The following is a 26,483-nucleotide window of genomic DNA, read 5'->3' as shown; positions in this document are numbered from 1 at the left end:
AATTCTAAAATCCTTTAAAATAAAAGAGTTGGAGGAGTTTATGAATGTAAATCAGATTGTACGGATTATTCCTACTTTAAAAGTAAATAATAGAAAATTAAATGAAACATTTTATATAGAGACCCTTGGTATGAAGGCCTTGTTAGAAGAGTCAGCCTTTCTGTCACTAGGTGATCAAACAGGTCTAGAAAAGCTGGTTTTAGAAGAAGCTCCAAGTATGCGTACTCGTAAGGTGCAGGGAAGAAAAAAATTAGCTAGATTAATTGTCAAGGTGGAAAATCCCTTAGAAATTGAAGGAATCTTATCTAAAACAGATTCGATTCATCGCTTATATAAAGGTCAAAATGGCTACGCTTTTGAAATTTACTCTCCAGAAGATGATTTGGTTTTGATTCATGCGGAAGATGATAGAGAAAGTCTAGTAGAAGTAGGAGAAAAACCTGAATTTCAAACAGATTTGGAATCAATTTCTTTAAGTAAATTTGAGATTTCTATGGAATTACATCTCCCAACTGATATCGAAAGTTACTTGGAATCATCTGAAGTTGGGACATCACTTGGTTTTATCCCAGCTGAGGGGCAGGATTTGACTGTGGACAATTCGGTTACTTGGGACTTATCTATGCTCAAGTTCCTGGTCAATGAACTAGATATAGCAAGTCTTCGCAAGAAATTTGAGTCTACCGAATATTTTATTCCTAAGTCTGAAAAATTCTTCCTTGGTAAAGATAGAAATAATGTTGAATTGTGGTTTGAAGAAGTATGAAGTGGACCAAGATTATTAAAAAAATAGAAGACCAAATCGAGGCAGGGATCTATCCCGGAGCCTCTTTTGCATATTTTAAGGACAATCAATGGACGGAGTTCTATTTAGGCCAGAGTGACCCAGAGCATGGCTTGCAGACAGAGGCAGGACTAGTTTACGACCTAGCCAGTGTCAGCAAGGTTGTTGGAGTTGGTACCGTTTTTACCTTCTTGTGGGAAAAAGGCAAATTAGATATTGATAGACCGGTAACAGATTTTTTAGCTGAAAGTGATTATCCAGATATCACTATTCGCCAGCTCTTGACTCACGCAACAGACCTTGATCCGTTTATTCCCAATCGTGATCTTTTAACAGATTCAGAATTAAAGGAAGCGATGTTTCATCTCAATAGACGAAATCAGCCAGCCTTTCTTTATTCGGATGTCCATTTTTTGCTGTTAGGTTTTATCTTGGAAAGAATCTTTAATCAAGACTTGGATGTGATTTTACAGGAGCAAGTCTGGGAACCTTGGGGAATGATGGAAACCCAGTTTGGGTCTGTTAAGCTTGCTGTTCCAACCGTTAGAGGTGTCGAGGCAGGTCTGGTACATGATCCCAAGGCTCGCCTCCTAGGCAGACATGCTGGTAGTGCTGGTTTGTTTTCGACTGTAAAGGATTTACAAATCTTTTTAGAACACTATTTAGCAGATGATTTTGCAAGAGATTTGAGTCAAAATTTTTCTCCTTTGGATGACAAGGAACGTTCTTTGGCATGGAATTTGGAAGGAGATTGGCTAGACCATACGGGCTATACAGGTACCTTTATCATGTGGAATCGCCAGAAGCAAGAAGCGGCTATTTTCCTATCGAATCGTACCTATGAAAAGGATGAGCGGTCTCAATGGATATTAGACCGCAATCAAGTGATGGACTTGATTCGCAAAGAAGAGTAAGGAGAGACATGTCAAACAGTTTAAAAGGGATTCTATTAACAGTTGTGGCTGGGATTGCTTGGGGCTTGTCAGGAACGAGTGGCCAATACCTGATGGCGCACGGAATTTCGGCTCTGGTTTTGACCAACTTGCGTCTTTTAATCGCTGGTGGAATTCTCATGCTCTTGGCTTATGTTACTGCAAAGGAGAAAATGCTGGCCTTTTTAAAGGATAGAAAGAGTTTGTTGTCTCTTCTTATTTTTGCTCTGATTGGCCTCTTCCTCAATCAATTTGCCTATCTAACTGCTATTCAGGAGACCAATGCAGGTACCGCGACAGTGCTTCAGTATGTTTGTCCTGTCGGGATTTTGATTTATAGCTGTATCAAGGATAAGGTGGCGCCGACACTGGGAGAGATTGTTTCTATCATATTAGCCATTGGAGGGACCTTCCTGATCGCAACTCATGGGCAGTTGGACCAGTTATCCATGACACCTGCAGGCCTGTTCTGGGGTCTCTTTTCTGCTCTGACTTACGCACTTTATATCATTTTGCCCATAGCCTTGATTAAGAAGTGGGGGAGCAGCTTGGTCATTGGTGTGGGAATGGTCATAGCAGGTTTGGTCGCCCTTCCTTTTACAGGAGTTCTACAGACTGCTATCCCAACTAGTCTTGATTTTCTCCTCGCTTTTGCGGGCATTATTCTTATCGGGACTGTCTTTGCCTATACAGCCTTCTTAAAGGGAGCCAGTTTGATTGGACCGGTTAAGTCAAGTTTGTTGGCTTCAATTGAGTCAATCTCGGCGGTTTTCTTTGCCTTCCTAATTATGAATGAACAGTTTTATCCCATTGATTTTCTTGGTATGGCAATGATTTTAATTGCAGTCACTTTGATTTCGTTGAAGGATTTATTGTTAGAGAAATAAACAAAAAAATGAAAGTAGATGATAACCACTCTCAAAGAGGGGTTGTTTTTACTAATAAAAGCTTTTGAATCTAAATGAATTAATGAAATTTTATAAAAGTTTAAGCCTTTTTTCTTAAAATATTTATATGAGTATAGAATACCTGGAGAAGATATGAATATTTTAAAAAAAATACATCCATCTAAACCTCTAAAATACTTGAGATGGTTTGACATTGTGATTATTACGATCATAATGTTTGGTCAGTTTATAATTCGTTCAACCGAGCTATTTTTAGCAAATACGTTTCCAACGGGTGCATCAAGTACAGAAGGGACAGTTAGACAGGCTGCAAGCGAAGGTGCTGCTTATTTTAGTAATTTTACCCTGCAAACTATATTACTGGCTGTGACCTTACTCTATCTTTTGATTCGAAATTATGATTTTAAACAGCTTCCTATTCACTGGAATTGGTCCATTATCTTTTGGGTTCCATTTATATTTGCTTTAGTGGGATTGTTTGGAGACTTGGTTACAACTCTCACTGGTAAATATAATTACTTTAATCCAGACCTTTTTGCCTATATAGATTTCACGCAAATAATAGGGAAGTTCTTAGCTCTCAGCCCGATAGCGATTGCCTATGCCTTGCTAAATGGATTTTATGAAGAGTTTTTCTTTCTAGGTTTGTTAACTTCAGTGAAGGAAAAATACAAGTGGTTGGTTTTGCTTTATTCCACTATTATTCGTATTTCCTTCCACACCTATCAAGGATTAGTATGGGCTTTGGTAACCGGTGTAGTTTATGGCTTATTCTATTATTTCTTATACAAATATAAAATTAAAAATCTCCTTCCATTCTTTCTCATGCATGCTTTAGCAGATATGTTTGGTTCTAGCCTGATCTATCTATTGGTTGCTTGGGGGACTTAAAAATTAGAAAAGTCCACTCAGTTGTCTGAGCGGACTTTTTGTGTCAAGACGTTTAGTCTTTATTTTCGTATGGCAAGATTAAGTTCAAGATGATTCCTGTCATGGCTGATAGGGCAGTACCTGAAAGGGTAACTGGACCAAGTTTAAGGATAGCTCCTCCAAGTCCAAGTACCAACATAGCACTTGCGATGATTAGGTTACGCATTTGAGCGAAATCAACACGTTCTTTGATCAAGACTTTCAAACCGTTGCTGGCGATAACTCCATAGAGAAGGATTGACATACCACCAAGTACAGCATTTGGAATGGTTGAAATCAAGGCAGTGAATTTACCAAGGAAGCTAAGGGCAATCGCGATAAAGGCAGCGTTACGGATAACTGAGACAGAAGCGATACGAGTCATACCGATAACCCCTGTATTTTCTCCGTAAGTTGTATTGGCTGGTCCACCAAGGAAGGCAGAAACAGAAGTTGCGATACCGTCACCAAGAAGAGTACGATGAAGACCTGGTTCTTTCAAGAATTGACGGCCACAGATTTGACCCAAAACAGTATGGTCTCCGATATGTTCAGAAATTGTTACGATAGCGATTGGCAAGATAGCGATAGTTTCAGGACCAAAGTAAAGATTGTATTCTTTAAAGGCACCACCAGTACTAAATGGCAAGTAGAAACCAGGAATTTCAAACCAGTTAGCTTTAAGGACTGGTGTAAAGTCAACCAAGCCAAGTGTTAGTGCGAAGAGGTAACCACCGATAATGGCAAAGAGGAATGGAATGATTCGTAGGAAGCCTTTTCCCTTTGTATTGATAAAGGCAGCAATCAAGAAAGTAACAACGGCTACAAGAGCATTTTTCCAATTCCCGTCTGCTACAAGACCAGCATTGGTAACAGCTGAACCTGCAAGTCCAAGACCGATAACGATGATCATAGGTCCGATGATGATTGGTGGCAAGAGCTTATCAATCCATTTTGTACCCGCAAAACGAACACTTGCAGCCACAAGGACATAGATAAAACCTGTAAGGATAACCCCTGTTTGTGCAGCTGATACATCCCCTCCTAGTTCCTTCATAGCTAGGGACATAGCTGTGATAAAGGCGAATGATGATCCTAGATAAACTGGAACTCTAAAACCAGTTGCGATCATGTAGATGAGTGTTCCTACACCTGAAGCAAAAAGGGCAACAGATACAGGCATTCCCAAAATCAAGGGTACCAAGATGGTCGCACCAAACATGGCGAAAACGTGTTGGAAGCTAAGGAGAATTCCTTTTCCAGCCGAAGGACGTTGGTCAACGTCTAGTAACAAATCAACAGTTGATTCTTGTTTCATATAAACCTCACTTTTGGGCATCAAAAAAGAGCCCATTATTTTACAGCAATAGGCCCTCAGAGTAAGACTTCTCTAAAATCTAGACTTTAAAGAGTTTCAAGTATTTCTGCGTCTTCGTCACCTCACGGGATGACATTAAAAACCTTTGCTTAGGATAGTATAGCAGAAAAAAATGATTTTGTAAATCATTTTTTCCCGAGCCTAAAAATAAAAGAGCGAGGCTGACTTTGTAAATATTTTTTTACTAAAAAATTAAAGTGGGCGTTTATTGGGCATGCCAGCCTTACGTGGAAATTTATTTGGTGTTTCTTTTTTCTTTTCTACCACAGTGATGTAACGCGGATCTCCATTAGGTAGGGCGTAGCTGAGATTGTCTTCGACCTTACTGAAGAGGAGATTGAGGGCATTCTTAGCTTCTAACAATTCCTCAGGCGCATTGCTGGCCTTGAGTGCCAATAGCTTGCCACCAACTTTAAGGTAGGGAATGGTTAATTCTGATAAAATCTGCATACGAGCTACAGCACGGGCAGTTACCAAATCAAACTGGGCACGAAAGTTTTTATCTTGGGCAAAATCTTCTGCACGACCGTGGTAGAAATGAACACCGCTCAAATCTAGCTCTTGAGCCAAAAGTTGGAGGAAGTTGATGCGCTTATTGAGTGAATCAATGATGGTCACATCTAACTGAGGATAGAGAATTTTCATCGGTAGACTAGGAAATCCTGCCCCGGCTCCAATATCAAGCAGTTTGATAGTTTCATTTGAAATTAAGCCTTGCAGAATGGGTGCAATAGAATCGTAAAAGTGTTTCAGATAGACTTCTTCCTTATCTGTAATAGCCGTCAAATTAATCTTTTCATTCCACTCGACCAGGAGCTCAAAATAGCGATCAAATTGTTTTTTTTGCTGGTCCGAAAGTGGAAGATTTTGCTCGGCAAGCAGGTTGTAAAATGTTTCTGGTTTCATAGTTATTTCCTTCTTTATTATCATCTTATTTTACCACAATCATTAAAAATTTGATATACTGGTACTAATCTAAAAGTAGAAAGGACTTATATAATGACTTGGATTATTCTTGGAGTTTTGGCTCTTGTTGTTATTTTTGTGATTGTTAGCTATAACGGTTTGGTTAAGAATCGTATGCAAACAAAGGAGGCTTGGAGCCAAATTGATGTTCAGTTGAAACGTCGAAATGACCTCTTGCCAAACTTGATTGAGACTGTAAAAGGTTATGCCAAATATGAAGGTTCTACCCTTGAAAAGGTGGCAGAACTACGTAACCAAGTGGCGGCAGCGACTTCACCAGCAGAAGCTATGAAAGCTAGTGATGCCCTCACTCGTCAGGTTTCAGGTATTTTTGCAGTTGCAGAAAGCTATCCAGATTTGAAAGCTAGTGCTAACTTTGTTAAATTGCAAGAGGAGTTGACAAACACAGAAAATAAAATTTCTTACTCTCGTCAACTCTACAACAGTGTTGTCAGCAACTACAATGTAAAATTAGAAACTTTCCCAAGCAATATTATCGCTGGAATGTTTGGATTTAAAGCAGCAGATTTCCTTCAAACACCAGAAGAGGAAAAGGCAGTTCCTAAGGTTGATTTTAGCGGTTTAGGTGACTAAGATGTTGTTTGATCAAATTGCAAGCAATAAACGAAAAACGTGGATTTTGTTGCTGGTATTTTTCCTACTCTTAGCTCTTATTGGCTATGCGGTTGGTTACCTCTTTATGCGGTCTGGGCTTGGTGGCTTGGTTATCGCACTGATTATCGGCTTTATCTATGCCATGTCCATGATTTTTCAATCCACAGAGATTGTCATGTCCATGAATGGAGCGCGCGAGGTTGATGAGCAAACTGCACCAGATCTTTACCATGTAGTGGAAGATATGGCTATGGTCGCTCAGATTCCTATGCCACGTGTTTTCATCATTGATGATCCAGCCTTAAATGCCTTTGCGACAGGTTCTAACCCTCAAAATGCGGCGGTTGCTGCGACGTCAGGTCTCCTATCTATCATGAATCGTGAAGAACTAGAAGCAGTTATGGGACATGAAGTCAGTCATATTCGTAATTACGATATCCGCATTTCGACTATTGCTGTTGCCCTTGCTAGTGCTATCACCATGCTTTCTAGCATGGCAGGTCGTATGATGTGGTGGGGTGGCGCAGGTCGCAGACGAAGTGACGATAACCGAGATGGAAATGGCTTAGAAATCATTATGCTAGTGGTTTCCCTACTAGCTATTGTGCTGGCACCTCTCGCTGCAACCTTGGTGCAACTAGCTATTTCTCGTCAGAGGGAATTTCTAGCTGATGCTTCCAGTGTCGAGTTGACCCGAAATCCTCAAGGGATGATTAATGCTCTACGTAAGTTGGATAATAGTAAACCAATGAGTCGTTCTGTAGATGATGCCAGCAGTGCACTTTATATCAATGATCCTAAGAAAGGGGGAGGGTTCCAAAAACTCTTTTATACCCACCCACCTATCTCAGAACGGATTGAACGTTTAAAACATATGTAAAATGAAGGCTGGGAAAAAGCCTTTAAAATCTGAAAAACGCATAATATCAGGTGTGCAAAAAACTTGATATTATGCGTTTTATTATGGGAAGATTTACTTTCTCTTCTCCTAAAATTGTGTTTTTGCCCCACCTATCTGCTATGTTGAAAATTTATAAATCTTCTAAATTAACTACCTCCAAACCGTGTTCTGTCAAGCGATAGATAGTCGAACAGACCTCTTTTAAGAAACGACGGTCATGCGAAACAGTGATGAGACCACCAGGATAGGTTGCAAAGAGTTTCCTGATGTGAGGTTGAGAAGTGGGAGAAAAGTTTCGTGTGGGTTCATCCAGAAGGAGAAAGTTTGGTTTGCGCAAGACTAAATCCAAAAGCAGGAGTTTTCCCTGTTGCCCGCCAGATAAGGAGCGAATTTGATGTTGCATTTCTGGATAACTGAAATTGAGACTGGCTAAGTGAGATTGGATTTTCTGTAGTTCCTCTTTTTCTCCAGTTTTGCTGAGATAGGAGATTGGGGATAAATCCAATTGCAGTTTTTTGTGGTAATCTTGTGGCATAAAACCAAGTGAAATCTCTCTTTTATCATTAAGAAGTTGCTTTAATTTGGCTAACAGAGTTGATTTTCCAATACCATTTGGCCCGATAATACCGATTTTTTCTTGGCCATAGACAGTTAGTTGTAGTTCCTGAGCCAAAATTCGGTCTCCGATGGACAAATTTTCTTTTTCCAGTTGGATTAAGACTTTAGAAGCCGGTAATGGTTGTATGTCTGAAAAGAAAAGTTGGATTTGTTCTTCTTCAAGTGGTTTTTGGGTCATGAACTGGGCTGTCTTTTCAATGCGTTTTTCTTGAGAGAGCACATTTTTCATCTTTTTAGCCAATAGGCGACCGGCAGTACTATCTTTAGTAGCTCGAAGCGCAGTTTCTACATTTTGCTTGACTCGCCGATGTTTTTCCATGGTTTTATCATAGGCTCTTTGGTCGTTAGCAGCTTGCTGGCTTTGTCTGGCAAAATTAGCCTTTCTTTGCTCACTATAACGATCATAATCTAAATGCTCTACTAGCGTTTCCGCTTCTTTACGGTGTTTTACCAGTCGCAAGTGGACAATAGTATCAGCCGTTTGAGACAGAAAGTCTTCATCATGGGAAATGAAAATAACAGTTTGCCTAATCTTGCGAATCTGACCTTTTAGCCAATCAACTGTTTCAAGGTCTAGGTCATTTGAAGGTTCATCTAAAAATAGAATCTCAAAGGGTTTGGCTAACTCATGGATGAGCTGAATTTTCAAAGCTTCGCCCCCTGATAGACTGCCAATCTCTTGGTTGCTAGCGAAACGATCGCTATCAAAATGCAATTCCTCAGCTAAACGATAGAGGACACTGTAATCTAAATCAATAGTATCTAAAAAGAAGTAGTCGTGTAAAGTTTTCTTTTTCAGGTCCTCGGGGAGTTTTTGATGAATGTAAGCTAGTGATTGATAATCAGATTGAATGTCACCCCTGATAGTGAAATCAGGCAATGCTTCTCCCATTAAAGCTCGCAGCAAGGTCGATTTGCCATTTCCTTCTTCGCCAATAATAGCAACCTTTTCCCCGTCTTGGATGGTCATGCTTAGATCAGATACAAGATCTCGTAGATCTTTGTTTTGTGTGATGGTCAGGTGATTGATTTTTATCATATAATTGTCCTTTCTAGAATGTCCATAGTGCATAACAAAAAGCTCTACTTTATCTAGTAGAGCCCAAAGTCACTGTCAGAAACGCTATTATCCATGTCGAAAATCCTGTCAAACTAGGCTTGTCTACCCCTATCCAACCCAAGAGGAGCAGATGGTTAGCTTTCTAGTTTTTTGATTTTCAAAGAGGATAAAGTACCAGAAGATCTAGTACAAAAAGAGCACACAAAAAGAGACAAAAACAAGATCTACTAAATAAAGTTTCTTTACTTGATAGACTTAGTTGTTCATGTCTCCCTTACCTCCGAGTATTAGTATCTTTATCCTATACCTTTAAGGAAATTTTGTCAACAGAAAAATGGAAATTCTATGCTCTAAAATCCGAAAACAGGTCCATAAAGAGTTAGTACGTGTTTGATATGCTCGTAATGGAATTTGTCGTAGTTTCGCCAAGCGCAGCGTGCTTGATCGTTTAGTTTTAGGCTACCAAGACCAATCAGAAGACTGGTACGTTGGTAAAATTTCTCAAGATCTATTAAGATACTGTTGTCCAACTTTTCCGCTTTTTTGAGCTCTTGCAGAGTAGTATTTAGTAGCTCTTGCAGTCGAATATCATCTGCCCTACCCTGTTTGCAGCTTTGGAAACTTTTTTTTAACTCGGATAGGAGTTGGGTTGCATTAGTAATGAGTTCTTTGTCTTCCATGTTAGCATCCTCCTTGCTCTGATGTATTATTGCCTATAGTATAGCACTAAAAAACAAAAATGTCATAGTAAATATGTTAAAAAAATCGAATTTTAATTATAAAGTTTGCTGTGCTGATTTGTAGGCTTTTCATGGTATAATCAAGAGAGTAAATCTTTATGGAGGAAGTATGAAATTAAATATTCAAGAAATTCGTAAGCAGTCTGAAGGCTTGCATTTTGAACAAACGTTAGACCTAGCCGCAGACCTGCGTGCACGTAATCAAGAAATTTTAGATGTAAAAGATATCCTTGCAGTTGGGAAGGTTCAATACGAAGATCGTATGTATTTCTTAGATTATCAATTATCTTATACCATTGTTCTTGCTTCAAGTCGCAGTATGGAGCCAGTTGAGTTAGTTGAATCTTATCCAGTAACGGAAGTTTTCATGGAAGGGGCAACTAATCTGCTAGATCAAGAAGTTTTAGATGATGATTTGGTCCTACCTATCGAAAATGGAGAACTTGATCTTGCTGAGAGCGTGTCAGACAATATCCTACTAAACATTCCTATCAAGGTCTTGACGGCTGAAGAAGAGGCTGGTCAAGGATTTGTGTCAGGAAATGACTGGCAAATCATGACAGAAGAAGAATACCAAGCCCAACAAGCGGTTAAGAAAGAAGAAAACAGTCCTTTTGCTGGCCTACAAGGACTATTTGATGGAGACGAATAATGGTCTTGTCAAAAAAACGCGCACGAAAGGTGCTAGAAGAAATCATTGCTCTTTTTCCAGATGCCAAGCCCAGTCTTGATTTTACCAATCATTTTGAACTCTTGGTTGCGGTCATGTTATCAGCCCAGACAACGGATGCAGCGGTAAATAAGGCCACACCGGGTCTCTTTGCTGCCTTTCCAACGCCACAAGCTATGTCTGTTGCAACAGAAAGTGAAATTGCCTCACACATTTCTCGCCTAGGACTGTATCGAAATAAGGCTAAATTCCTTAAAAAATGTGCCCAACAGTTACTAGAAGATTTTGATGGTCAAGTCCCTCAAACACGCGAGGAATTAGAAAGCCTAGCAGGTGTTGGTCGCAAAACAGCAAATGTCGTCATGAGCGTGGGCTTTGGGATTCCAGCCTTTGCAGTGGACACCCATGTTGAGCGTATCTGCAAGCATCATGATATTGTCAAAAAATCGGCGACACCGCTTGAGGTGGAAAAGCGGGTCATGGATATCTTGCCACCGGAGCAGTGGTTGGCAGCTCATCAGGCCATGATTTATTTTGGAAGAGCCATTTGCCATCCTAAAAATCCAGAGTGTGACCAGTACCCACAGTTATATGATTTTAGCAATTTATAAGATGGCTCATCAAAAGTTTTTGCTTGATTTTAAGCATGCTTTGTGCTATAGTAATTGATAACTAAATATTCCTTTAAACCTGTCCCGTGAGGCAGGCAAGGAGCGCGATAAAGTAGAAGGGTGAAGTCTATACTGTTTGCAGTAGGGCTCGCTTGGCTATACATTTCAAGTCTCCTTGTTTAAGGAGACTTTTCTTTTTGGAGGTTTGTCATGAAGGCAAAAGAAGTTGTAGACGAATTGACCGTCAAACGAGCGATTACGCGTATTACTTATGAGATTATCGAACGCAACAAAGATTTGAATAAAATCGTCTTGGCTGGTATTAAAACTCGCGGTGTCTTTATCGCCCACCGAATCCAAGAACGTTTGGAGCAATTAGAAAATCTTTCAGTTCCGGTTGTAGAATTGGATACTAAACCTTTCCGTGATGATGTTAAAAGTGGAGAAGATACTTCTTTTGTTTCTGTTGATGTGACAGACCGTGAAGTTATCTTGGTGGACGATGTGCTTTATACAGGCCGTACTATCCGTGCTGCTATTGATAATATTGTCGGTCATGGTCGTCCTGCGCGCGTGAGTTTAGCAGTTCTAGTCGATCGTGGACATAGAGAATTGCCAATCCGCCCAGATTACGTTGGAAAAAATATCCCAACTAGTCGTTCTGAAGAAATCATCGTAGAGATGGCAGAACTTGATGGCCAAGACAGAGTTCTGATTACTGAAGAAGCTTAGAAAGCTAAAGGAGTAGCCATGTCAGAAAATCAACAAGCATTGAACCATGTGGTGTCCATGGAAGACCTCACTGTCGATCAAGTGATGAAATTGATCAAGCGAGGAATTGAGTTTAAAAACGGAGCTCAGCTTCCTTATGAAGACCATCCGATTGTTTCCAATCTTTTCTTTGAGGATTCTACACGGACGCATAAGTCCTTTGAAGTTGCAGAGATTAAACTGGGATTGGAGCGACTTGAATTTGATGTGAAGACTAGTTCAGTCAATAAGGGTGAGACACTTTATGATACCATTTTGACTCTGTCTGCTTTAGGAGTGGATGTCTGTGTGATTCGCCACCCTGAGGTTGACTACTACAGAGAGTTAATTGCAAGTCCAACGATTACGACTTCCATCATCAATGGTGGAGATGGTTCGGGCCAACACCCTAGCCAGAGCTTGCTTGATTTGATGACTATTTATGAGGAATTTGGTCACTTTGAGGGTCTTAAGGTTGCTATTGCAGGTGACTTGGACCACTCACGCGTTGCTAAATCCAATATGCAGATTTTGAAACGCTTGGGAGCTGAACTTTACTTTGCTGGACCTGAGGAATGGAGAAGTCAAGAGTTTGCAGACTATGGACAGTTTGTAACTATTGATGAAATCATTGATCAGGTGGATGTCATGATGTTTCTCCGTGTGCAACATGAACGCCATGATAGTGGAGCTGTCTTTTCAAAAGAAGACTACCATGCCCAACATGGCTTGACTCAAGAACGTTACGAACGCTTAAAAGAAACAGCAATCCTCATGCACCCAGCTCCAGTCAATCGTGATGTAGAAATCGCAGACCACTTGGTTGAAGCACCAAAATCACGGATTGTCCAACAAATGACCAATGGTGTCTTTGTTCGAATGGCAATCTTAGAATCCGTACTGGCGAGTAGACACGCCAACTAAAACACAAGACGTTAAAAGACGCCAGTGAGCGTCCACGAGAGGTGAAAATATGACAAAAAGACTTCTAGTATTAGAAGATGGCACAGTTTTTGAAGGCAAGGCCTTCGGAGCAGATATTGATGTAACAGGCGAAATTGTCTTTAATACAGGGATGACCGGCTACCAAGAATCCATTACAGACCAGTCTTATAATGGACAAATCTTGACCTTTACTTATCCTTTGGTAGGAAATTATGGAATTAACCGTGATGATTACGAATCCATTATTCCAACTTGTAAGGGAGTCGTTGTTTTTGAAGAAGCACGTAGAGCAAGCAACTGGCGCAACCAAATGACCTTGGATGAATTTTTGAAAGCCAAGAAAATTCCAGGTATTTCAGGAATTGATACACGTGCTCTTACCAAGATTATCCGTAAGCATGGTACGATGCGTGCAACCTTGACCCATGTTGGGGACAGTATGGACCATGTGACGGACCAGCTCCAAGCAACAGTCTTGCCGACTGACAATATCAAACAGGTTTCTACTAAAACATCCTATCCAGCTCCAGGAGTTGGCTTGAGCGTGGTGTTAGTGGACTTTGGTCTCAAGCACTCAATTCTACGTGAACTTTCTAAGCGTAATTGTAACGTGACGGTTGTTCCTTATTCGACAACGGCAGAAGAAATTCTCCATCTCAATCCTGACGGAGTTATGTTGTCAAACGGTCCAGGAAACCCAGAAGATGTTCCCCAAGCACTAGACATGATTCGCGGTGTACAAGGAAAAATTCCAATTTTTGGTATTTGTATGGGGCACCAACTCTTTGCTATGGCAAATGGGGCTAAGACCTACAAGATGAAGTTTGGTCACCGTGGATTCAACCATGCGGTACGTGAAATTGCAACAGGCCGTGTGGATTTTACAAGTCAAAACCATGGTTATGCAGTTAGCCGTGAGGATTTGCCAGAGCACTTGATCATTACCCACGAAGAAATCAATGACAAGTCAGTGGAAGGTGTGCGCCACAGATACCAACCTGCTTTCTCTGTTCAATACCACCCAGACGCAGCCCCTGGTCCACACGACGCTAGCTACCTATTTGACGAGTTTATCGAGATGATGGAAGCTTTTAAACAATCAAACTAAGAACGAGTAAAAGCTCGTCGGATAATTTATGTAACTGAACATGGACGGAAAGCTCGGAATTTAGAGAAACCAATTTGGATTGTCAATCCTTCCTTGGTTTCCTAAAATTCAATCGCTTTCTATTCGTCCTTTGTATCTTATTTAATGTCGCCCTGAGAGGCGACGAATAGAAAGGAGAAGGGTGCTCCGTATTTGCTGAACTGAATACGGGCTACGGACGGTGCTAAAAAGATAGTTATTCCTAGAACTGACAGTTCTTCGTCATAACTCCTATTTTAGCTTTGTCCGCTTGACGCACTTAATATCTTATATATGCCTAAACGTACTGATATTCAAAAAATTATGGTGATTGGTTCTGGTCCGATTATTATTGGTCAGGCTGCTGAGTTTGACTACGCTGGGACCCAGGCTTGCTTGTCGTTAAAAGAGGAAGGTTATGAGGTTGTTTTGGTTAACTCAAACCCTGCAACCATCATGACGGACAAGGAAATTGCTGATAAGGTTTATATTGAACCGATTACACTTGAGTTTGTGACACGTATTCTTCGTAAGGAACGTCCAGATGCCTTGCTACCAACACTCGGTGGTCAAACAGGTCTCAACATGGCCATGGAATTATCTAAAAATGGTATCCTAGATGAGCTTGGTGTTGAACTTCTGGGAACTAAATTATCTGCTATTGACCAAGCGGAGGACCGTGACCTCTTTAAACAATTGATGGAAGAGCTCAACCAACCAATTCCAGAATCTGAAATTGTCAACACAGTCGAAGAAGCAGTTGCCTTTGCAGCAACAATTGGCTACCCAGTCATCGTTCGTCCAGCCTTTACCCTTGGTGGTACTGGTGGTGGTATGTGTGCCAACGAGGAAGAATTGCGTGAAATCGCTGAAAATGGTTTGAAATTGTCACCTGTTACCCAATGTTTGATTGAGCGTTCGATTGCAGGTTTCAAGGAAATTGAATACGAAGTGATGCGAGACTCAGCTGACAATGCTTTGGTTGTTTGTAACATGGAAAACTTTGACCCAGTTGGGATTCATACAGGGGATTCTATCGTATTTGCCCCTGCCCAAACCATGTCAGATTATGAAAACCAAATGCTACGTGACGCGAGTTTGAGCATCATTCGTGCCCTCAAGATTGAAGGTGGATGTAACGTTCAGCTAGCCCTTGACCCGCACAGTTTTAAGTACTATGTCATCGAAGTAAACCCTCGTGTATCGCGTTCGTCAGCCCTTGCTTCTAAGGCGACAGGATATCCGATTGCTAAGTTGGCTGCTAAGATTGCAGTAGGTTTGACCTTGGATGAAGTTATCAACCCAGTTACAGGTTCAACCTATGCCATGTTTGAGCCTGCCCTTGACTACGTTGTTGCCAAGATTCCACGTTTCCCATTTGACAAGTTTGAAAAGGGTGAGCGCCGTCTTGGTACTCAGATGAAGGCCACTGGAGAAGTCATGGCAATCGGTCGTAACATTGAAGAATCTCTTCTTAAGGCTTGCCGCTCCCTTGAAATTGGGGTGCACCACAATGAAATGCCTGAGCTTGCAGCAGTTTCTGATGATGCCTTGATTGAAAAAGTTGTCAAAGCCCAAGATGACCGTCTCTTCTACGTATCAGAAGCCATTCGTCGTGGTTATACACCAGAAGAAATTGCTGAATTGACTAAGATTGATATCTTCTATCTTGATAAACTCTTACATATCTTTGAAATCGAGCAAGAACTGGGAGCACATCCACAAGATTTAGACGTTTTGAAAACTGCCAAACTGAATGGCTTCTCAGACCGTAAGATTGCTGAACTCTGGGAAACGACAGCTGACCAAGTTCGCCAACTTCGTTTGGAAAACAAGATTGTTCCAGTTTATAAGATGGTCGATACTTGTGCGGCAGAGTTTGACTCTGAAACACCATACTTCTATTCAACCTATGGATGGGAAAATGAATCTATCAAGTCTGATAAAGAATCTGTACTTGTTCTAGGTTCTGGTCCAATCCGTATCGGTCAAGGGGTTGAGTTTGACTACGCAACTGTACACTCGGTTAAGGCCATTCAAGCTGCTGGTTATGAAGCCATCATCATGAACTCAAACCCAGAGACCGTTTCTACAGACTTCTCTGTATCAGATAAGCTTTACTTTGAGCCATTAACATTCGAAGATGTCATGAATGTCATCGACTTGGAGCAACCAAAAGGGGTTATCGTTCAGTTTGGTGGTCAAACAGCTATCAACCTTGCGGAGCCATTGGCAAAAGCAGGTGTGACCATCCTTGGTACACAGGTTGCTGACCTAGACCGTGCTGAAGATCGCGACCTCTTTGAGCAAGCCCTTAAAGACCTGGATATTCCACAGCCACCAGGACAAACGGCTACCAATGAAGAAGAAGCAGTTCTTGCAGCTCGCAAGATTGGCTTCCCAGTTCTTGTCCGCCCATCTTATGTTTTAGGTGGACGTGCTATGGAAATCGTTGAAAACGAAGAAGACCTCCGTTCTTACATGCGTACAGCGGTTAAGGCTAGTCCTGACCATCCAGTCCTTGTAGACTCTTATATCGTTGGACAAGAGTGTGAAGTTGATGCCATTTCAGACGGAGAAAATGTCCTTATCCCTGGTATTATGGAGCACATCGAACGTGCTGGTGTCCACTCAGGTGACTCAATGGCCGTTTACCCACCACAAACCTTGTCGCAAAAGGTGCAAGAAACAATCGCAGACTATACTAAACGCCTAGCAATCGGTCTTAACTGCCTTGGAATGATGAACATCCAGTTTGTTATCAAGGATGAAAAAGTCTACGTTATTGAGGTCAATCCACGTGCCAGCCGTACGGTTCCATTTCTTTCTAAAGTGACCAATATCCCTATGGCTCAAGTAGCAACCAAGCTCATTCTTGGTCAAAAACTTGAAGAACTTGGCTACCAAGATGGACTTTACCCTGAAAGCACTCGAGTTCATATCAAGGCACCTGTCTTCTCCTTTACCAAACTAGCTAAGGTAGACAGCTTACTTGGTCCTGAAATGAAGTCAACAGGGGAAGTTATGGGTTCTGATACGACTTTGGAAAAAGCTCTATATAAAGCCTTTGAAGCTTCTTACCTACACTTGCCAACCTTTGGTAATGTTGTCTTTACTATCGCTGATGATGCCAAAGAAGAAGCCTTGGACTTGGCTCGTCGTTTCCAAAATATTGGCTATGGAATCCTCGCGACAGAAGGGACAGCAGCCTTCTTTGCTAGTCATGGATTGCAAGCCCAACCTGTTGGTAAGATTGGTGATGACGATAAGGATATTCCAAGCTTTGTTCGTAAAGGAAGAATTCAAGCTATCATTAATACAGTAGGAACCAAACGAACTGCTGACGAAGATGGAGAGCAAATCCGACGTTCAGCCATTGAACACGGGGTGCCCCTCTTCACAGCCCTAGATACAGCTAACGCCATGCTTAAAGTATTGGAAAGTCGTAGTTTTGTCACAGAAGCAATCTAGTTGAGAAAATTTTTCACAGTTTTAAAGCCAGCGTTTTTTGACGCTGGCTTTTGCAATACTGGTGTTGCTTATTTCAACTATCATGCTTTCTTTAAGAATCGTTCCAAAATGTGATATAATAAGAATAAATTGGAAATAGGTAAACTATTTTCATTTTATTTTCAAAACTCCATTAATAAACTAGGTAAAGACTTGATTAGAAAGCGAATATTCCTATGTCTTCTTACAAAAAGTTCTCTCTTTCTGAGATCAATCAATCTATTGAAACTCCCAATAATAATCATTTTTGGCAAAATCTAAAAGCATTTTTAGGGCCTGGAGCTCTTGTAGCAGTTGGTTATATGGATCCTGGAAATTGGATTACCAGTGTGGTTGGTGGTGCCTCCTACAAGTATAGCCTCCTATTTGTTATTTTGATTTCCTCCATTATTGCTATGCAGTTACAACAGATGGCTGGAAAGCTCGGTATCGTGACTAGGATGGATTTAGCGCAGGCAACAGCTCATCATGCTCCCAAGTGGCTCCGCTATAGTCTGTGGGTGATTTTAGAATTAGCTTTAATGGCGACAGACTTGGCTGAGGTTTTAGGTTCAGCGATTGCCTTGAATCTTTTGCTTAAAATACCGATTATGATGGCTATCCTCCTAACGGTTTTAGATGTATTTCTTTTGCTTTTGTTGATGAAATTTGGCTTCAAGAAGATTGAAGCTATTGTTACAACCCTTATCTTAACCATATTAGGAATATTTTCTTATCTGGTGGCTTTATCTAATCCAAGTATGCAGGGGATCTTTGGTGGTTATTTACCAACTTCGGCTTTGTTTGAAAGTCCCCTGCCAGGGCATGAGAGTCAACTGACTTTGGCTTTAGGGATCGTAGGAGCGACAGTCATGCCCCATAATCTTTATCTTCATTCATCCCTATCTCAAACAAGGAAAATCAACCATAAGGATACAAAGGATGTTCGAAAAGCTGTACGTTTTATGACCTGGGACTCAAATCTTCAGTTATCCCTAGCCTTTGTTGTCAATTCCTTGCTTCTCATTTTAGGAGCATCGCTCTTTTTTGGTCATGCGTCTGAAATTTCAGCATTCTCTCAAATGTACAATGCTTTACAGGATTCGACAATAGCAGGAGCAATAGCTAGCTCAACTCTGTCAACCTTATTTGCTCTAGCCCTCTTAGCAAGTGGTCAAAATTCTACTATCACAGGTACCTTGACAGGACAGATTGTCATGGAAGGTTTCTTGCATATGAAATTGCCTCAGTGGATCATCCGTATCGGTACACGTATTTTTGCTTTGATTCCTGTGATCATAGTCGCTGTCTTATTTGGACATCAAGAAAAAACCTTGGATCAGTTGTTGGTCTATTCACAGGTCTTTCTTTCCATCGCTCTTCCGTTTTCAATCTTCCCCTTAATCTATCTGACCTCTAAGAAGTCAGTGATGGGAGAATTTACCAATGCTAAGTGGAATACAATCCTTGGCTACCTAGTTTCAATCATCTTGACCATTCTCAATATCAAGCTGCTTTTCGATATTTTTTAAATTCGTTTAAATCAGTTCTGGGCATCAGCTTGAGAATTGATAAAGAGATAATAGTAGTGGTTGACTTATGAAAAGAAGTAAAAAAGAACAGTCGAAACTGTTCTTTTTTATCATTATTTGAGACCGTATTTTTTGTTGAAACGATCCACGCGTCCATCTGCTTGAGTGAACTTTTGACGTCCAGTGTAGAATGGGTGTGAGTCTGATGAAATTTCCACACGAATCAATGGGTAAGTTTCGCCTTCGAACTCAACTGTTTCGTTAGAGCGTTTTGTTGAACCGCTAAGGAATTGGTAACCAGTAGTTGTGTCCATGAAGACAACTGGGCGATATTCTGGATGGATATCTTTTTTCATTTTGCAATATTTCCTTTCTGCCATGGTCTCTTTGCGAGCCATAGATTGTTACCATACTAGTCTATCAGATTCTGAAAAGTTTGGCAAGTATTTTATCAGTTTTTAAGCAAGTTTTTTAACTTTTGATAGATGATTTCGTTTTCTTCTAGACTGTAGGAATTAGCACCACTTGCTAGAGGGTGGCCTCCACCATCATGTTCCTTGGCAATTTCATTGATAGGATGGATTTTACTGCGTAAGCGAACGCGGTAGTGGCCATCAGCCTGCTCCACAAAAATTCCCCATAGACTCACACTGTCAATGCGTCCAGGTGCGCCTACAATGGCTGCAGTTTCCGCATCGGTCACATTGAATTGTTTCAAGACTTCTTGACTCAGGATAACGCGAGCTGCACCATTTTCATCCACTTCCAGATGGTCGTAGATGTAGCCTTGAAGTTTAGCAATTTTGTAGCTCATAGTGTCCATTTTGCGAGTAAGAGCCGAAAAGTCAAACTTATGTTCTCTCAGAGACGCAGCAATGCGTAGGGTCCGTGCAGTGGTAGAAGGGTAGAGGAATCGACCTGTATCACCAACAATTCCTGCAAAGAGCAACTCCGCAGCTCGATTTGACAAGGTCAGTTGGGTTGTTTCAGCAAATAGGGTAATCATCTCACTAGCGCTACTTGAACTAGTATCTACCCAAGATAGGTCACCATATACATCATCATTTGGATGGTGGTCTATCTTAATGAGAAAATCACCTTGACTATAGCGTTTATCATCGATGCGAGCAGTGTTAGCTGTATCACAGACGATGACAAGAGCGCCTTGGTAGGCACTATCTTCAACAAGATCCATTTCAGCCATCCAAGTAAGAGTTGGTTCATCAAAACCAACGGCTTTGATGGTTTTTTCTGGGAAATGATGCTCCAACAAGGCTTTTAAACCTACCTGACTTCCCAAGGCATCAGGGTCTGGTTTCATATGACGGTGAATGATAATCGTGTCGTATTCTTTGATTTTTTCTAAAATTTGATGGCAAATTTCCATAAATAACCTCAATTCTTTCTCATTTCATTGTAGCACAAGAATTTTTATTTTTAAAATGAAAAAGATGTGATATAATGGAGAAAGATAAATTGAGGAGGACGATATGGCATTAGCAAAAATTGTATTTGCCAGTATGACCGGTAATACCGAAGAAATTGCAGATATTGTAGCAGACAAATTACGTGACTTGGGCTTGGATGTCGATGTTGATGAATGTACAACTGTTGACGCTTCAGACTTCTTGGAAGCAGACATCGCTATCGTTGCGACCTACACTTATGGTGATGGAGAATTGCCAGATGAGATGATGGACTTCTACGAAGACCTAGCTGACCTCAACTTGAATGGCAAAATCTACGGAGTGGTCGGATCAGGAGACACCTTCTACGATGAATTTTGTAAGGCTGTTGATGACTTTGACCGTGTCTTTGTGTCAACAGGAGCAGAAAAAGGTTCAGAGTGTGTTAAAGTTGATCTTTCTGCCGAGGAGGAAGATATTGAACGCTTAGAACAATTCGCAGAAGAATTGGCTGCTAAAGTAGGATAAGCATAAACGTGCGCTGATACAATCAATCAGTGCATTTTTCTTATCGTGAGTTGGGATTTTACTAGCCTATTTGGTGGCTTTTTGATACAATAATTCAAATAAAGGAGGAGACTGTATGGATTTAGATATTATTCGTCAAGAAATTGATCAAATCGACGATCAAATTGTTAAACTTCTAGAAGCTCGAATGCACTTAGTTGAAGGGGTTGTCGCTTATAAGAAGGCTTCAGGGAAACCGATTTTAGATACCAAGAGAGAAGCAGTTATTTTTGAAAAGGTTAGAAGTCGTGTAGAAGACAAGCGCTATCAGGAGACTATTGTCACAACTTTTTCGGACATACTCAAACGTTCGCGTGATTACCAGGATCAAAATATCAAATGAAAAAAGAACAATTTTATCCGCTAGGAATTTTTCTAGCTGCCATGTTGGGCGGACTGGTTCGCTACCTAGTTTCCACTTGGTTACCAGCCAGCACAGATTTCCCCTTGGGCACCCTTCTTGTTAACTATCTAGGCATTTTCTGCTTGGTGTATCTTGTTAAGGGCTATTTAGTCTATAAGGGAACCAGTAAAGGCGTTATTTTAGCGCTGGGTACAGGTTTTTGTGGTGGTTTGACAACCTTTTCTAGTCTCATGCTTGATGCTGTAAAATTACTGGATACAGGGCGTTATCTGAGTTTGGTTATGTATTTGCTTTTGAGCATCGGTGGAGGCCTACTCTTGGCTTACTATTTGGGGAGGAAGAAATGGTAATCGTCTATCTTGTAATTGCTTGTGGCTTAGGAGCGCTCGTACGGTATTTCTTTTCCCGCTATAATCAAGCTTCTAAATTGCCACTCGGAACGCTCATAGCCAATCTTTTGGGTTGTTTTTTGATTGGATTATTTTACAATCATGTGGAACCTAAGGAAGTTTATGCTATTTTAGCGACGGGTTTTTGTGGCGGTTTAACGACTTTTTCGACCTTGAATGATGAACTGCAAAGACTGCTAAGCAATAAGAAGGTCTTTTATACTTACCTGACTTTGACCTACCTAGGTGGTTTGGTTGCGATTTTTTTAGGAATTCTGCTATGTAAGTGGTAAGAGTTTTTAGATTGAATCAAATTTTCCTGTGAGGGAGAACAGAAATGTTCTCTCTCTTTTTTATTTGCTGAGAAATGGGGGATTTGATATGGAACGAGTAGGACGTCAGGAATTACTAGAACAATTATTAAATTATGAACCATTAGGATTTATTGATCCATTCTCAGATCTTGGGGAGTTTGATTCTCTCCAGAAGAAATTTAAACATCCTGTTAAAGAGCTAGTGAATCGATATTCAGGACAACCTTACAGCTTGGCCTGGCAACATAAAATTATGGAAATGCGGAAGTTGTTTATTGCCTATCAGATAGCATTAAATGAAGAAGATAAGCAGATAAACTTTCAGCGAAGAACAAGAAGCGAAGAGTCCAAAGAACATGCTAATGCTATTGTAACAACCTATTTGAAGTTAGGATTTAGTTTTAAAGAGATTGAGAAGCGTGTTTCTTTATCTTACAAACAACTTCGTAGAGGATGGAGAAGAAGTGACCATGTAATGACAAGTAGTCCTGAATTTTATAGCAAGGGGGACTTATCTGAAGGTTGCTGTTTACCGAGTAAAAAGCTACCTAAAAGTATGAGAATCAATGAGGAGTAATTATCGTGAAAGAAGCAGTATTAACGAAAGCTATTTGTCAAAAATGCGGATGCACGTGGGAAACACCCTGTATTGATGAAAAATGGGGTTGCTGCTGGTGGATGGACCATGATGAGACTATCTGTAGTCATTGTTTTTGGAACTTAAATGAAGAGGTGAAATGATGGGGAAACTAGAAAATTCAATCAGTATGATTTTGATTATGGGACTACTTTTAATCAGGTTAAATAGAATTAGAAACCATAAAGCGGACTACCTATCAGGTAAACGAGTTGGATATTTTCAGTCTCCAAAATTAGATTATTGGAATGATTTAGTCACGACAATTTTTGGCATAATTCTATCAGCCATTCTACTTGGAATTTCGCTATTCCTTCAGCTATCCAATTAGTCTGTAAAGTAAACGAAATTGCTATAAAAACAAAAAGAGATATAATTTCCCATTTATTATACCGTTTAAAATTTTTAGTCATTTCTTTACATAGATGAATAAAATTATTTTTTATAAATGCAAAAATAGCGATAAAGAAAATAAATACAATAAGATCATTTTCCATAGGTGGAAGTATTATTTTTCTGGAGTGGAAACAGATGAATAAATAAATATATTGTATAAAGTCATTGGTGTCCCATACGAGACGTTGAATTGAAGGGTTAATATCTATGAAATTTTGTAAAACTTCAATGAAAAAGAATGAGACCAATATAACTATGTATAGATGCATGAATAGATGTAATGAAAATATTGGTAAAGATATGTTTTGTAATAGAAAGTCAAGTAAATCATCAATCGTTTTATGGATAAAGAGATAGGTTAGAAGTAAAAAAAGTAGATAATGATTTATTTTATAAAGATTGTTGAGACTGGATTTGATAAGTTCGAACATAGTAAATACCTTTCTTCTTTTGTTAATCAATTATATTATAACTGACTTTTTAATAAAAAGATATGTCATCAAACAGCAATATTAGGAGAAGTATGAAGTTACAAGAATGCTTTAGCTTAATCACAAAAGACGGATTAAGAACACAAAAATTTAAGAATAGCCATCTACAGCTCATCTCTTCAGCAGAAGAAGGAAGACGAGGCTCTGTATTTGCTTATCGTTCAAAAGCGAATATGGTGAAGGCACGTGGTGTTGTTTTAACCTCTATCGAATCATTGCTGGAGAATCAGGATCAGTTTACACACTGGACCCCTAACGTATATTGCTACGGAAGCTATAGCGATGCTGGTCGACGGATTACACGTGGCCACTCTGAAGATAATCTAAGACAGATTAACACATTTTACATTGACTTCGATATTACCTCTTCAGCTGAAGAAATGACGACAGGAGATATTTTAACTGCTTCTCTGGAGTTAGGTTTTATGCCGACGTTGATTCTAAAATCTGATAAGGGATTTCAAGCCTATTTTGTCCTCTCAGAATCAGCTTATGTTACAGTTCATTCCCAATTTCGAGTGGTAAAGGTGGCTAAAGCTATCTCTCAAAATTTGAGAAATTACTTTGCTCAAACTTTACCAGTAGATATGACCTGTAACCATTTTGGAATTGCTCGGATTCCTCGAACTGATAATGTTGAATTTTTTGATGCTGACTATACCTATTCATTTCAGGAGTGGTTAGATTGGTCAATGAAGCAATCAGACCTTCCCTTCCCAAGTAAAAAGCCAAATTTGACGGTTATTTCAGGTTCTGAAGGGGTAAAACAGATTGATGAACCCTGGTATCAATTGTTGATGAGAGAGGGAAATATCAAGGGTGGAAAAGCCTTGATGGGAAGAAACAACGTTCTTTTCACGCTGGCTTTAGCCAACTTCTCTTCAGGAATCGATCAGGAAGAATGTGAAGAAGTTCTTTCTAGTTTCAATGCAAATCTAGACGAACCACTCTCTTCAGCTGAATATCATAAGATTATCACAAGCGCCTACTCAGGAAAATATGAAGCTGCTAGTCGTGACTATGTAATGACTTTATGTAAAGCATGGGTCAATCAGGAACTCAAGGCTTCAGATCTCTTTGTGAAGCAACGTTGGTACAAGTTTAAGAAGAAACGTGCTGACAGAAAGAATAGTCATTATTCCGAGTGGGAAGAAGATCTTATGTTTTACATTACAAAGAGAACGAATCAAGATCAAACTATTTTAAAAGTGACACAAAAAGACTTACAGATTGCTCTTGGAATTGCCAGTTCTAGCTTAAAAATCGTTCTACGTAGACTGGTAGAGAAGCATAAAATTTTTTTACAAGTTAAAAAAGGGCGAGGAGGGGGATTAATATTAGCCTCTATTCGAATGATAATCTTAACAACTATGCAAAAGAAACAAGATGCTAAAAAGGCCTATTTAGATACCCTTACGCATCTTTTGAAGATACCTAGAAAGATTATCAACCAAACTATTTATCATGTACAGGAGGGCTTAAAACATGTCGTACAAGGAGAATTATTTGAGGAGGATGTGGGATAAAAGTAGGAAAAAATTTAATAGCCAGACTGCCATTACATTATATCTATGATACTGGAGGGAAAAGAATGAATAAAAAAGAGTGTCGGCGATGGACACAAGAAGAAATAGACTATGTAAGAATGTTTGCAGAAGATCCTGATGGCGACAATTGTATTACCGTAGCGATGTATCTAGGAAGAACTGCATCTGCAGTTAGAGGAAAAGTTCATCAACTGAGAAAAGAGGGAACTCAAACTAAACTATTGGATAAATGGTCCGACTGGGAAATTAATGCTTTAAAAAGAATGAGTGGGAAAATAACTGTGAAAGAACAAGCTAGGTTACTTGGTCGTTCTTATCATTCTGTGGCTCATAAAAGGAGTGATTTAGGGATACCTAATGTGCCTAGTCAGTATGGGAAGGAGATTAGAAAGTTGGCGCATCAAGGTTTATTTAGGAAAGAAATTGCAAGGAAATTGAGATTGAACTACTCTTCGCTTTGTCATTATATTACACGTGAGGGAATTCCTTGTGTGGTGGATGAAGAGGGGCGTTTACAAGGTATAACAGACAAGATAAAGTATCATAATCAATTGATGTCTTGGGCATTTTATAAGGAGGGTAAAAATGGATAAATGGCTAATCTTCAGTTTTTATAATGGTGATTTTATTCGTCACGATGATGTGATAGTAGTATTTGAAACAAAAGGTCTAGCTCGTCAATTTTTAGATCATTATCAGAAGCCCAGACAAAAAGAGACTGCGACTAACTATAAATATTACGATGCACCATTTCGATTTGTGAAGGAGGGGGATTATGGAGTGTCATAAAATTATTCGAGGTTATTATTTGACTGGATTAGGACAGGAAGAATTGGCTTATTATTTCAAGGTGCCAGAGGAACAATTTGAGGATTTAAATTTAAAAGTTGGCGATATTCTGATAACTTTTTATCAGAATCAGGAAGTAATAACGAGTATTCCTGCTTTAGTAAGAGTAGCGTCATTGATAACTGATAAAACAATTGTAACTCAATATCTGAATTCTGAAAAAATAGATGGTTTTCCAATGTTGCCAATTGTTGAGAAGTATAAAAATTTTGATCCGATAGTTTTTAAGCATATTATGGAAATGTATCAAAATATGAAAGAAGAAATCACACAGTTGAAATTAAAATAAAAAAATAAAGGAGATAAAAATGGAATTAATTTTTAGAATTTTTGAAGCAATATTATATAGTTTTGTAATGACACTCCTAGCATGGTTTTTAATTTACCCAATCTGTTACATACAGCTTCAATCATCTTCAAAGCAAAACAAAACCATGTTGTTTCCAGCTTCAGTTGCAGGTGTAATTTTATTCTTGTCTGTTGCTCCTAAACGAGTCACAATTCTATCAGCAGAAGAGAGAAAACAACTTAAAAAGAATATAAAAAGGTAATAAAATTAGGCAGTTTAGAACCATATATTTTACAGAAA

The 26,483-nt window shown here is 39.7% G+C and carries 29 protein-coding genes; 23 read left to right on the top strand and 6 right to left on the bottom strand.

Annotated features, from left to right (window positions below):
* Positions 1 to 40 precede the first annotated feature (40 nt).
* From D8849_RS01910 to D8849_RS01895, 4 genes are all read left to right on the top strand, one after another.
* Positions 41 to 766, top strand: a complete 726-nt coding sequence (locus D8849_RS01910) for a CppA N-terminal domain-containing protein (RefSeq protein ID WP_125386016.1) — start codon at positions 41 to 43, stop codon at positions 764 to 766.
* On the top strand, positions 763 to 1,698 hold the full coding sequence (locus D8849_RS01905; RefSeq protein ID WP_125386015.1) for a serine hydrolase domain-containing protein: 936 nt from the start codon (positions 763 to 765) through the stop codon (positions 1,696 to 1,698). The genes D8849_RS01910 and D8849_RS01905 overlap by 4 nt, the downstream gene beginning before the upstream one ends.
* Before the next feature lie 8 nt (positions 1,699 to 1,706).
* Positions 1,707 to 2,603 (top strand): DMT family transporter, encoded by an 897-nt coding sequence (locus D8849_RS01900; RefSeq protein WP_125386014.1) that lies wholly within the window; start codon positions 1,707 to 1,709, stop codon positions 2,601 to 2,603.
* A gap of 153 nt (positions 2,604 to 2,756) precedes the next feature.
* Positions 2,757 to 3,515 (top strand): CPBP family intramembrane glutamic endopeptidase, encoded by a 759-nt coding sequence (locus tag D8849_RS01895; RefSeq protein WP_125386013.1) that lies wholly within the window; start codon positions 2,757 to 2,759, stop codon positions 3,513 to 3,515.
* A 52-nt stretch (positions 3,516 to 3,567) separates the two neighbouring features.
* On the opposite strand, the gene D8849_RS01890 is transcribed toward D8849_RS01895, so the two are convergent.
* Positions 3,568 to 4,851, bottom strand: a complete 1,284-nt coding sequence (locus D8849_RS01890; protein ID WP_004239507.1) for a uracil-xanthine permease family protein — start codon at positions 4,849 to 4,851, stop codon at positions 3,568 to 3,570.
* A gap of 252 nt (positions 4,852 to 5,103) precedes the next feature.
* Positions 5,104 to 5,817, bottom strand: a complete 714-nt coding sequence (gene rsmG / locus D8849_RS01885) for a 16S rRNA (guanine(527)-N(7))-methyltransferase RsmG (RefSeq protein WP_125386012.1) — start codon at positions 5,815 to 5,817, stop codon at positions 5,104 to 5,106.
* A 93-nt stretch (positions 5,818 to 5,910) separates the two neighbouring features.
* Between rsmG and D8849_RS01880 the strand changes: the two genes are divergently transcribed.
* Positions 5,911 to 6,471: a LemA family protein gene (locus D8849_RS01880; protein WP_000219846.1), complete on the top strand. Its 561-nt coding sequence runs from the start codon at positions 5,911 to 5,913 to the stop codon at positions 6,469 to 6,471.
* 1 nt (position 6,472) lies between these two features.
* Positions 6,473 to 7,372 (top strand): zinc metalloprotease HtpX, encoded by a 900-nt coding sequence (htpX, locus tag D8849_RS01875; RefSeq protein WP_125386011.1) that lies wholly within the window; start codon positions 6,473 to 6,475, stop codon positions 7,370 to 7,372.
* Positions 7,373 to 7,523: 151 nt separating this feature from the next.
* Here htpX and D8849_RS01870 read toward each other — a convergent pair whose 3' ends face one another.
* A complete protein-coding gene (locus D8849_RS01870) occupies positions 7,524 to 9,083 on the bottom strand; it encodes an ATP-binding cassette domain-containing protein (RefSeq protein ID WP_125386010.1) in 1,560 nt (519 codons plus the stop codon).
* Between the two features lie 338 nt (positions 9,084 to 9,421).
* Positions 9,422 to 9,751: a helicase BlpT gene (locus tag D8849_RS01865; protein WP_070842747.1), complete on the bottom strand. Its 330-nt coding sequence runs from the start codon at positions 9,749 to 9,751 to the stop codon at positions 9,422 to 9,424.
* Between the two features lie 169 nt (positions 9,752 to 9,920).
* Between D8849_RS01865 and D8849_RS01860 the strand changes: the two genes are divergently transcribed.
* The 7 genes from D8849_RS01860 to D8849_RS01830 all read left to right on the top strand — a co-directional run bounded on the left by D8849_RS01860 (position 9,921) and on the right by D8849_RS01830 (position 18,934).
* Positions 9,921 to 10,463 (top strand): YceD family protein, encoded by a 543-nt coding sequence (locus D8849_RS01860; RefSeq protein WP_125386009.1) that lies wholly within the window; start codon positions 9,921 to 9,923, stop codon positions 10,461 to 10,463.
* Positions 10,463 to 11,092, top strand: a complete 630-nt coding sequence (gene nth / locus D8849_RS01855) for an endonuclease III (RefSeq protein ID WP_115904738.1) — start codon at positions 10,463 to 10,465, stop codon at positions 11,090 to 11,092. Before D8849_RS01860 ends, nth begins: the two co-directional genes overlap by 1 nt.
* A gap of 210 nt (positions 11,093 to 11,302) precedes the next feature.
* On the top strand, positions 11,303 to 11,824 hold the full coding sequence (gene pyrR, locus D8849_RS01850; protein WP_125386008.1) for a bifunctional pyr operon transcriptional regulator/uracil phosphoribosyltransferase PyrR: 522 nt from the start codon (positions 11,303 to 11,305) through the stop codon (positions 11,822 to 11,824).
* Positions 11,825 to 11,842: 18 nt separating this feature from the next.
* Positions 11,843 to 12,766 (top strand): aspartate carbamoyltransferase catalytic subunit, encoded by a 924-nt coding sequence (locus tag D8849_RS01845; protein WP_125386007.1) that lies wholly within the window; start codon positions 11,843 to 11,845, stop codon positions 12,764 to 12,766.
* 49 nt (positions 12,767 to 12,815) lie between these two features.
* A complete protein-coding gene (locus D8849_RS01840; protein ID WP_000166853.1) occupies positions 12,816 to 13,895 on the top strand; it encodes a carbamoyl phosphate synthase small subunit in 1,080 nt (359 codons plus the stop codon).
* 312 nt (positions 13,896 to 14,207) lie between these two features.
* A complete protein-coding gene (carB, locus tag D8849_RS01835) occupies positions 14,208 to 17,384 on the top strand; it encodes a carbamoyl-phosphate synthase large subunit (protein ID WP_125386006.1) in 3,177 nt (1,058 codons plus the stop codon).
* Between the two features lie 215 nt (positions 17,385 to 17,599).
* Positions 17,600 to 18,934: an Nramp family divalent metal transporter gene (locus tag D8849_RS01830; RefSeq protein WP_094753716.1), complete on the top strand. Its 1,335-nt coding sequence runs from the start codon at positions 17,600 to 17,602 to the stop codon at positions 18,932 to 18,934.
* Between the two features lie 113 nt (positions 18,935 to 19,047).
* Here the strand turns inward: D8849_RS01830 and D8849_RS01825 are convergent, their stop codons facing one another.
* Positions 19,048 to 19,290: a type B 50S ribosomal protein L31 gene (locus tag D8849_RS01825; protein ID WP_000710764.1), complete on the bottom strand. Its 243-nt coding sequence runs from the start codon at positions 19,288 to 19,290 to the stop codon at positions 19,048 to 19,050.
* Between the two features lie 95 nt (positions 19,291 to 19,385).
* Positions 19,386 to 20,321 (bottom strand): DHH family phosphoesterase, encoded by a 936-nt coding sequence (locus D8849_RS01820; RefSeq protein ID WP_125386005.1) that lies wholly within the window; start codon positions 20,319 to 20,321, stop codon positions 19,386 to 19,388.
* A 103-nt stretch (positions 20,322 to 20,424) separates the two neighbouring features.
* Here D8849_RS01820 and D8849_RS01815 point away from each other — a divergent pair, with 103 nt between their 5' ends.
* From D8849_RS01815 to D8849_RS01765, 10 genes are all read left to right on the top strand, one after another.
* Positions 20,425 to 20,868, top strand: a complete 444-nt coding sequence (locus tag D8849_RS01815) for a flavodoxin (RefSeq protein WP_001162128.1) — start codon at positions 20,425 to 20,427, stop codon at positions 20,866 to 20,868.
* Positions 20,869 to 20,983: 115 nt separating this feature from the next.
* Positions 20,984 to 21,250 carry a chorismate mutase gene (locus tag D8849_RS01810; protein WP_125386004.1) on the top strand — a complete coding sequence of 89 codons (267 nt, stop codon included), beginning with the start codon at positions 20,984 to 20,986 and terminating at the stop codon, positions 21,248 to 21,250.
* Positions 21,247 to 21,621, top strand: a complete 375-nt coding sequence (gene crcB / locus D8849_RS01805; RefSeq protein ID WP_125386003.1) for a fluoride efflux transporter CrcB — start codon at positions 21,247 to 21,249, stop codon at positions 21,619 to 21,621. Before D8849_RS01810 ends, crcB (D8849_RS01805) begins: the two co-directional genes overlap by 4 nt.
* Positions 21,615 to 21,953, top strand: a complete 339-nt coding sequence (gene crcB, locus D8849_RS01800) for a fluoride efflux transporter CrcB (protein WP_125386002.1) — start codon at positions 21,615 to 21,617, stop codon at positions 21,951 to 21,953. The genes crcB (D8849_RS01805) and crcB (D8849_RS01800) overlap by 7 nt, the downstream gene beginning before the upstream one ends.
* Positions 21,954 to 22,041: 88 nt before the next feature.
* Positions 22,042 to 22,551 (top strand): modification methylase Sau96I, encoded by a 510-nt coding sequence (locus D8849_RS01795; RefSeq protein WP_125386001.1) that lies wholly within the window; start codon positions 22,042 to 22,044, stop codon positions 22,549 to 22,551.
* Between the two features lie 979 nt (positions 22,552 to 23,530).
* Entirely contained in the window at positions 23,531 to 25,024 is a 1,494-nt protein-coding gene (locus D8849_RS01785) for a primase C-terminal domain-containing protein (RefSeq protein ID WP_125386000.1), read from the top strand.
* 65 nt (positions 25,025 to 25,089) lie between these two features.
* Positions 25,090 to 25,638 (top strand): hypothetical protein, encoded by a 549-nt coding sequence (locus tag D8849_RS01780; RefSeq protein ID WP_125385999.1) that lies wholly within the window; start codon positions 25,090 to 25,092, stop codon positions 25,636 to 25,638.
* Complete coding sequence (locus D8849_RS01775) at positions 25,631 to 25,834, top strand: hypothetical protein (protein ID WP_125385998.1); 204 nt, start codon at positions 25,631 to 25,633, stop codon at positions 25,832 to 25,834. The genes D8849_RS01780 and D8849_RS01775 overlap by 8 nt, the downstream gene beginning before the upstream one ends.
* Complete coding sequence (locus tag D8849_RS01770) at positions 25,821 to 26,183, top strand: hypothetical protein (protein WP_125385997.1); 363 nt, start codon at positions 25,821 to 25,823, stop codon at positions 26,181 to 26,183. The genes D8849_RS01775 and D8849_RS01770 overlap by 14 nt, the downstream gene beginning before the upstream one ends.
* 19 nt (positions 26,184 to 26,202) lie before the next feature.
* Positions 26,203 to 26,445 (top strand): hypothetical protein, encoded by a 243-nt coding sequence (locus tag D8849_RS01765; RefSeq protein ID WP_125385996.1) that lies wholly within the window; start codon positions 26,203 to 26,205, stop codon positions 26,443 to 26,445.
* Positions 26,446 to 26,483: the final 38 nt, after the last annotated feature.

The sequence above is a fragment of the Streptococcus mitis genome (assembly GCF_003942765.1).
Lineage (GTDB): Bacteria > Bacillota > Bacilli > Lactobacillales > Streptococcaceae > Streptococcus > Streptococcus mitis_BE.
This window is presented reverse-complemented; position numbering and strand designations above follow the sequence as displayed.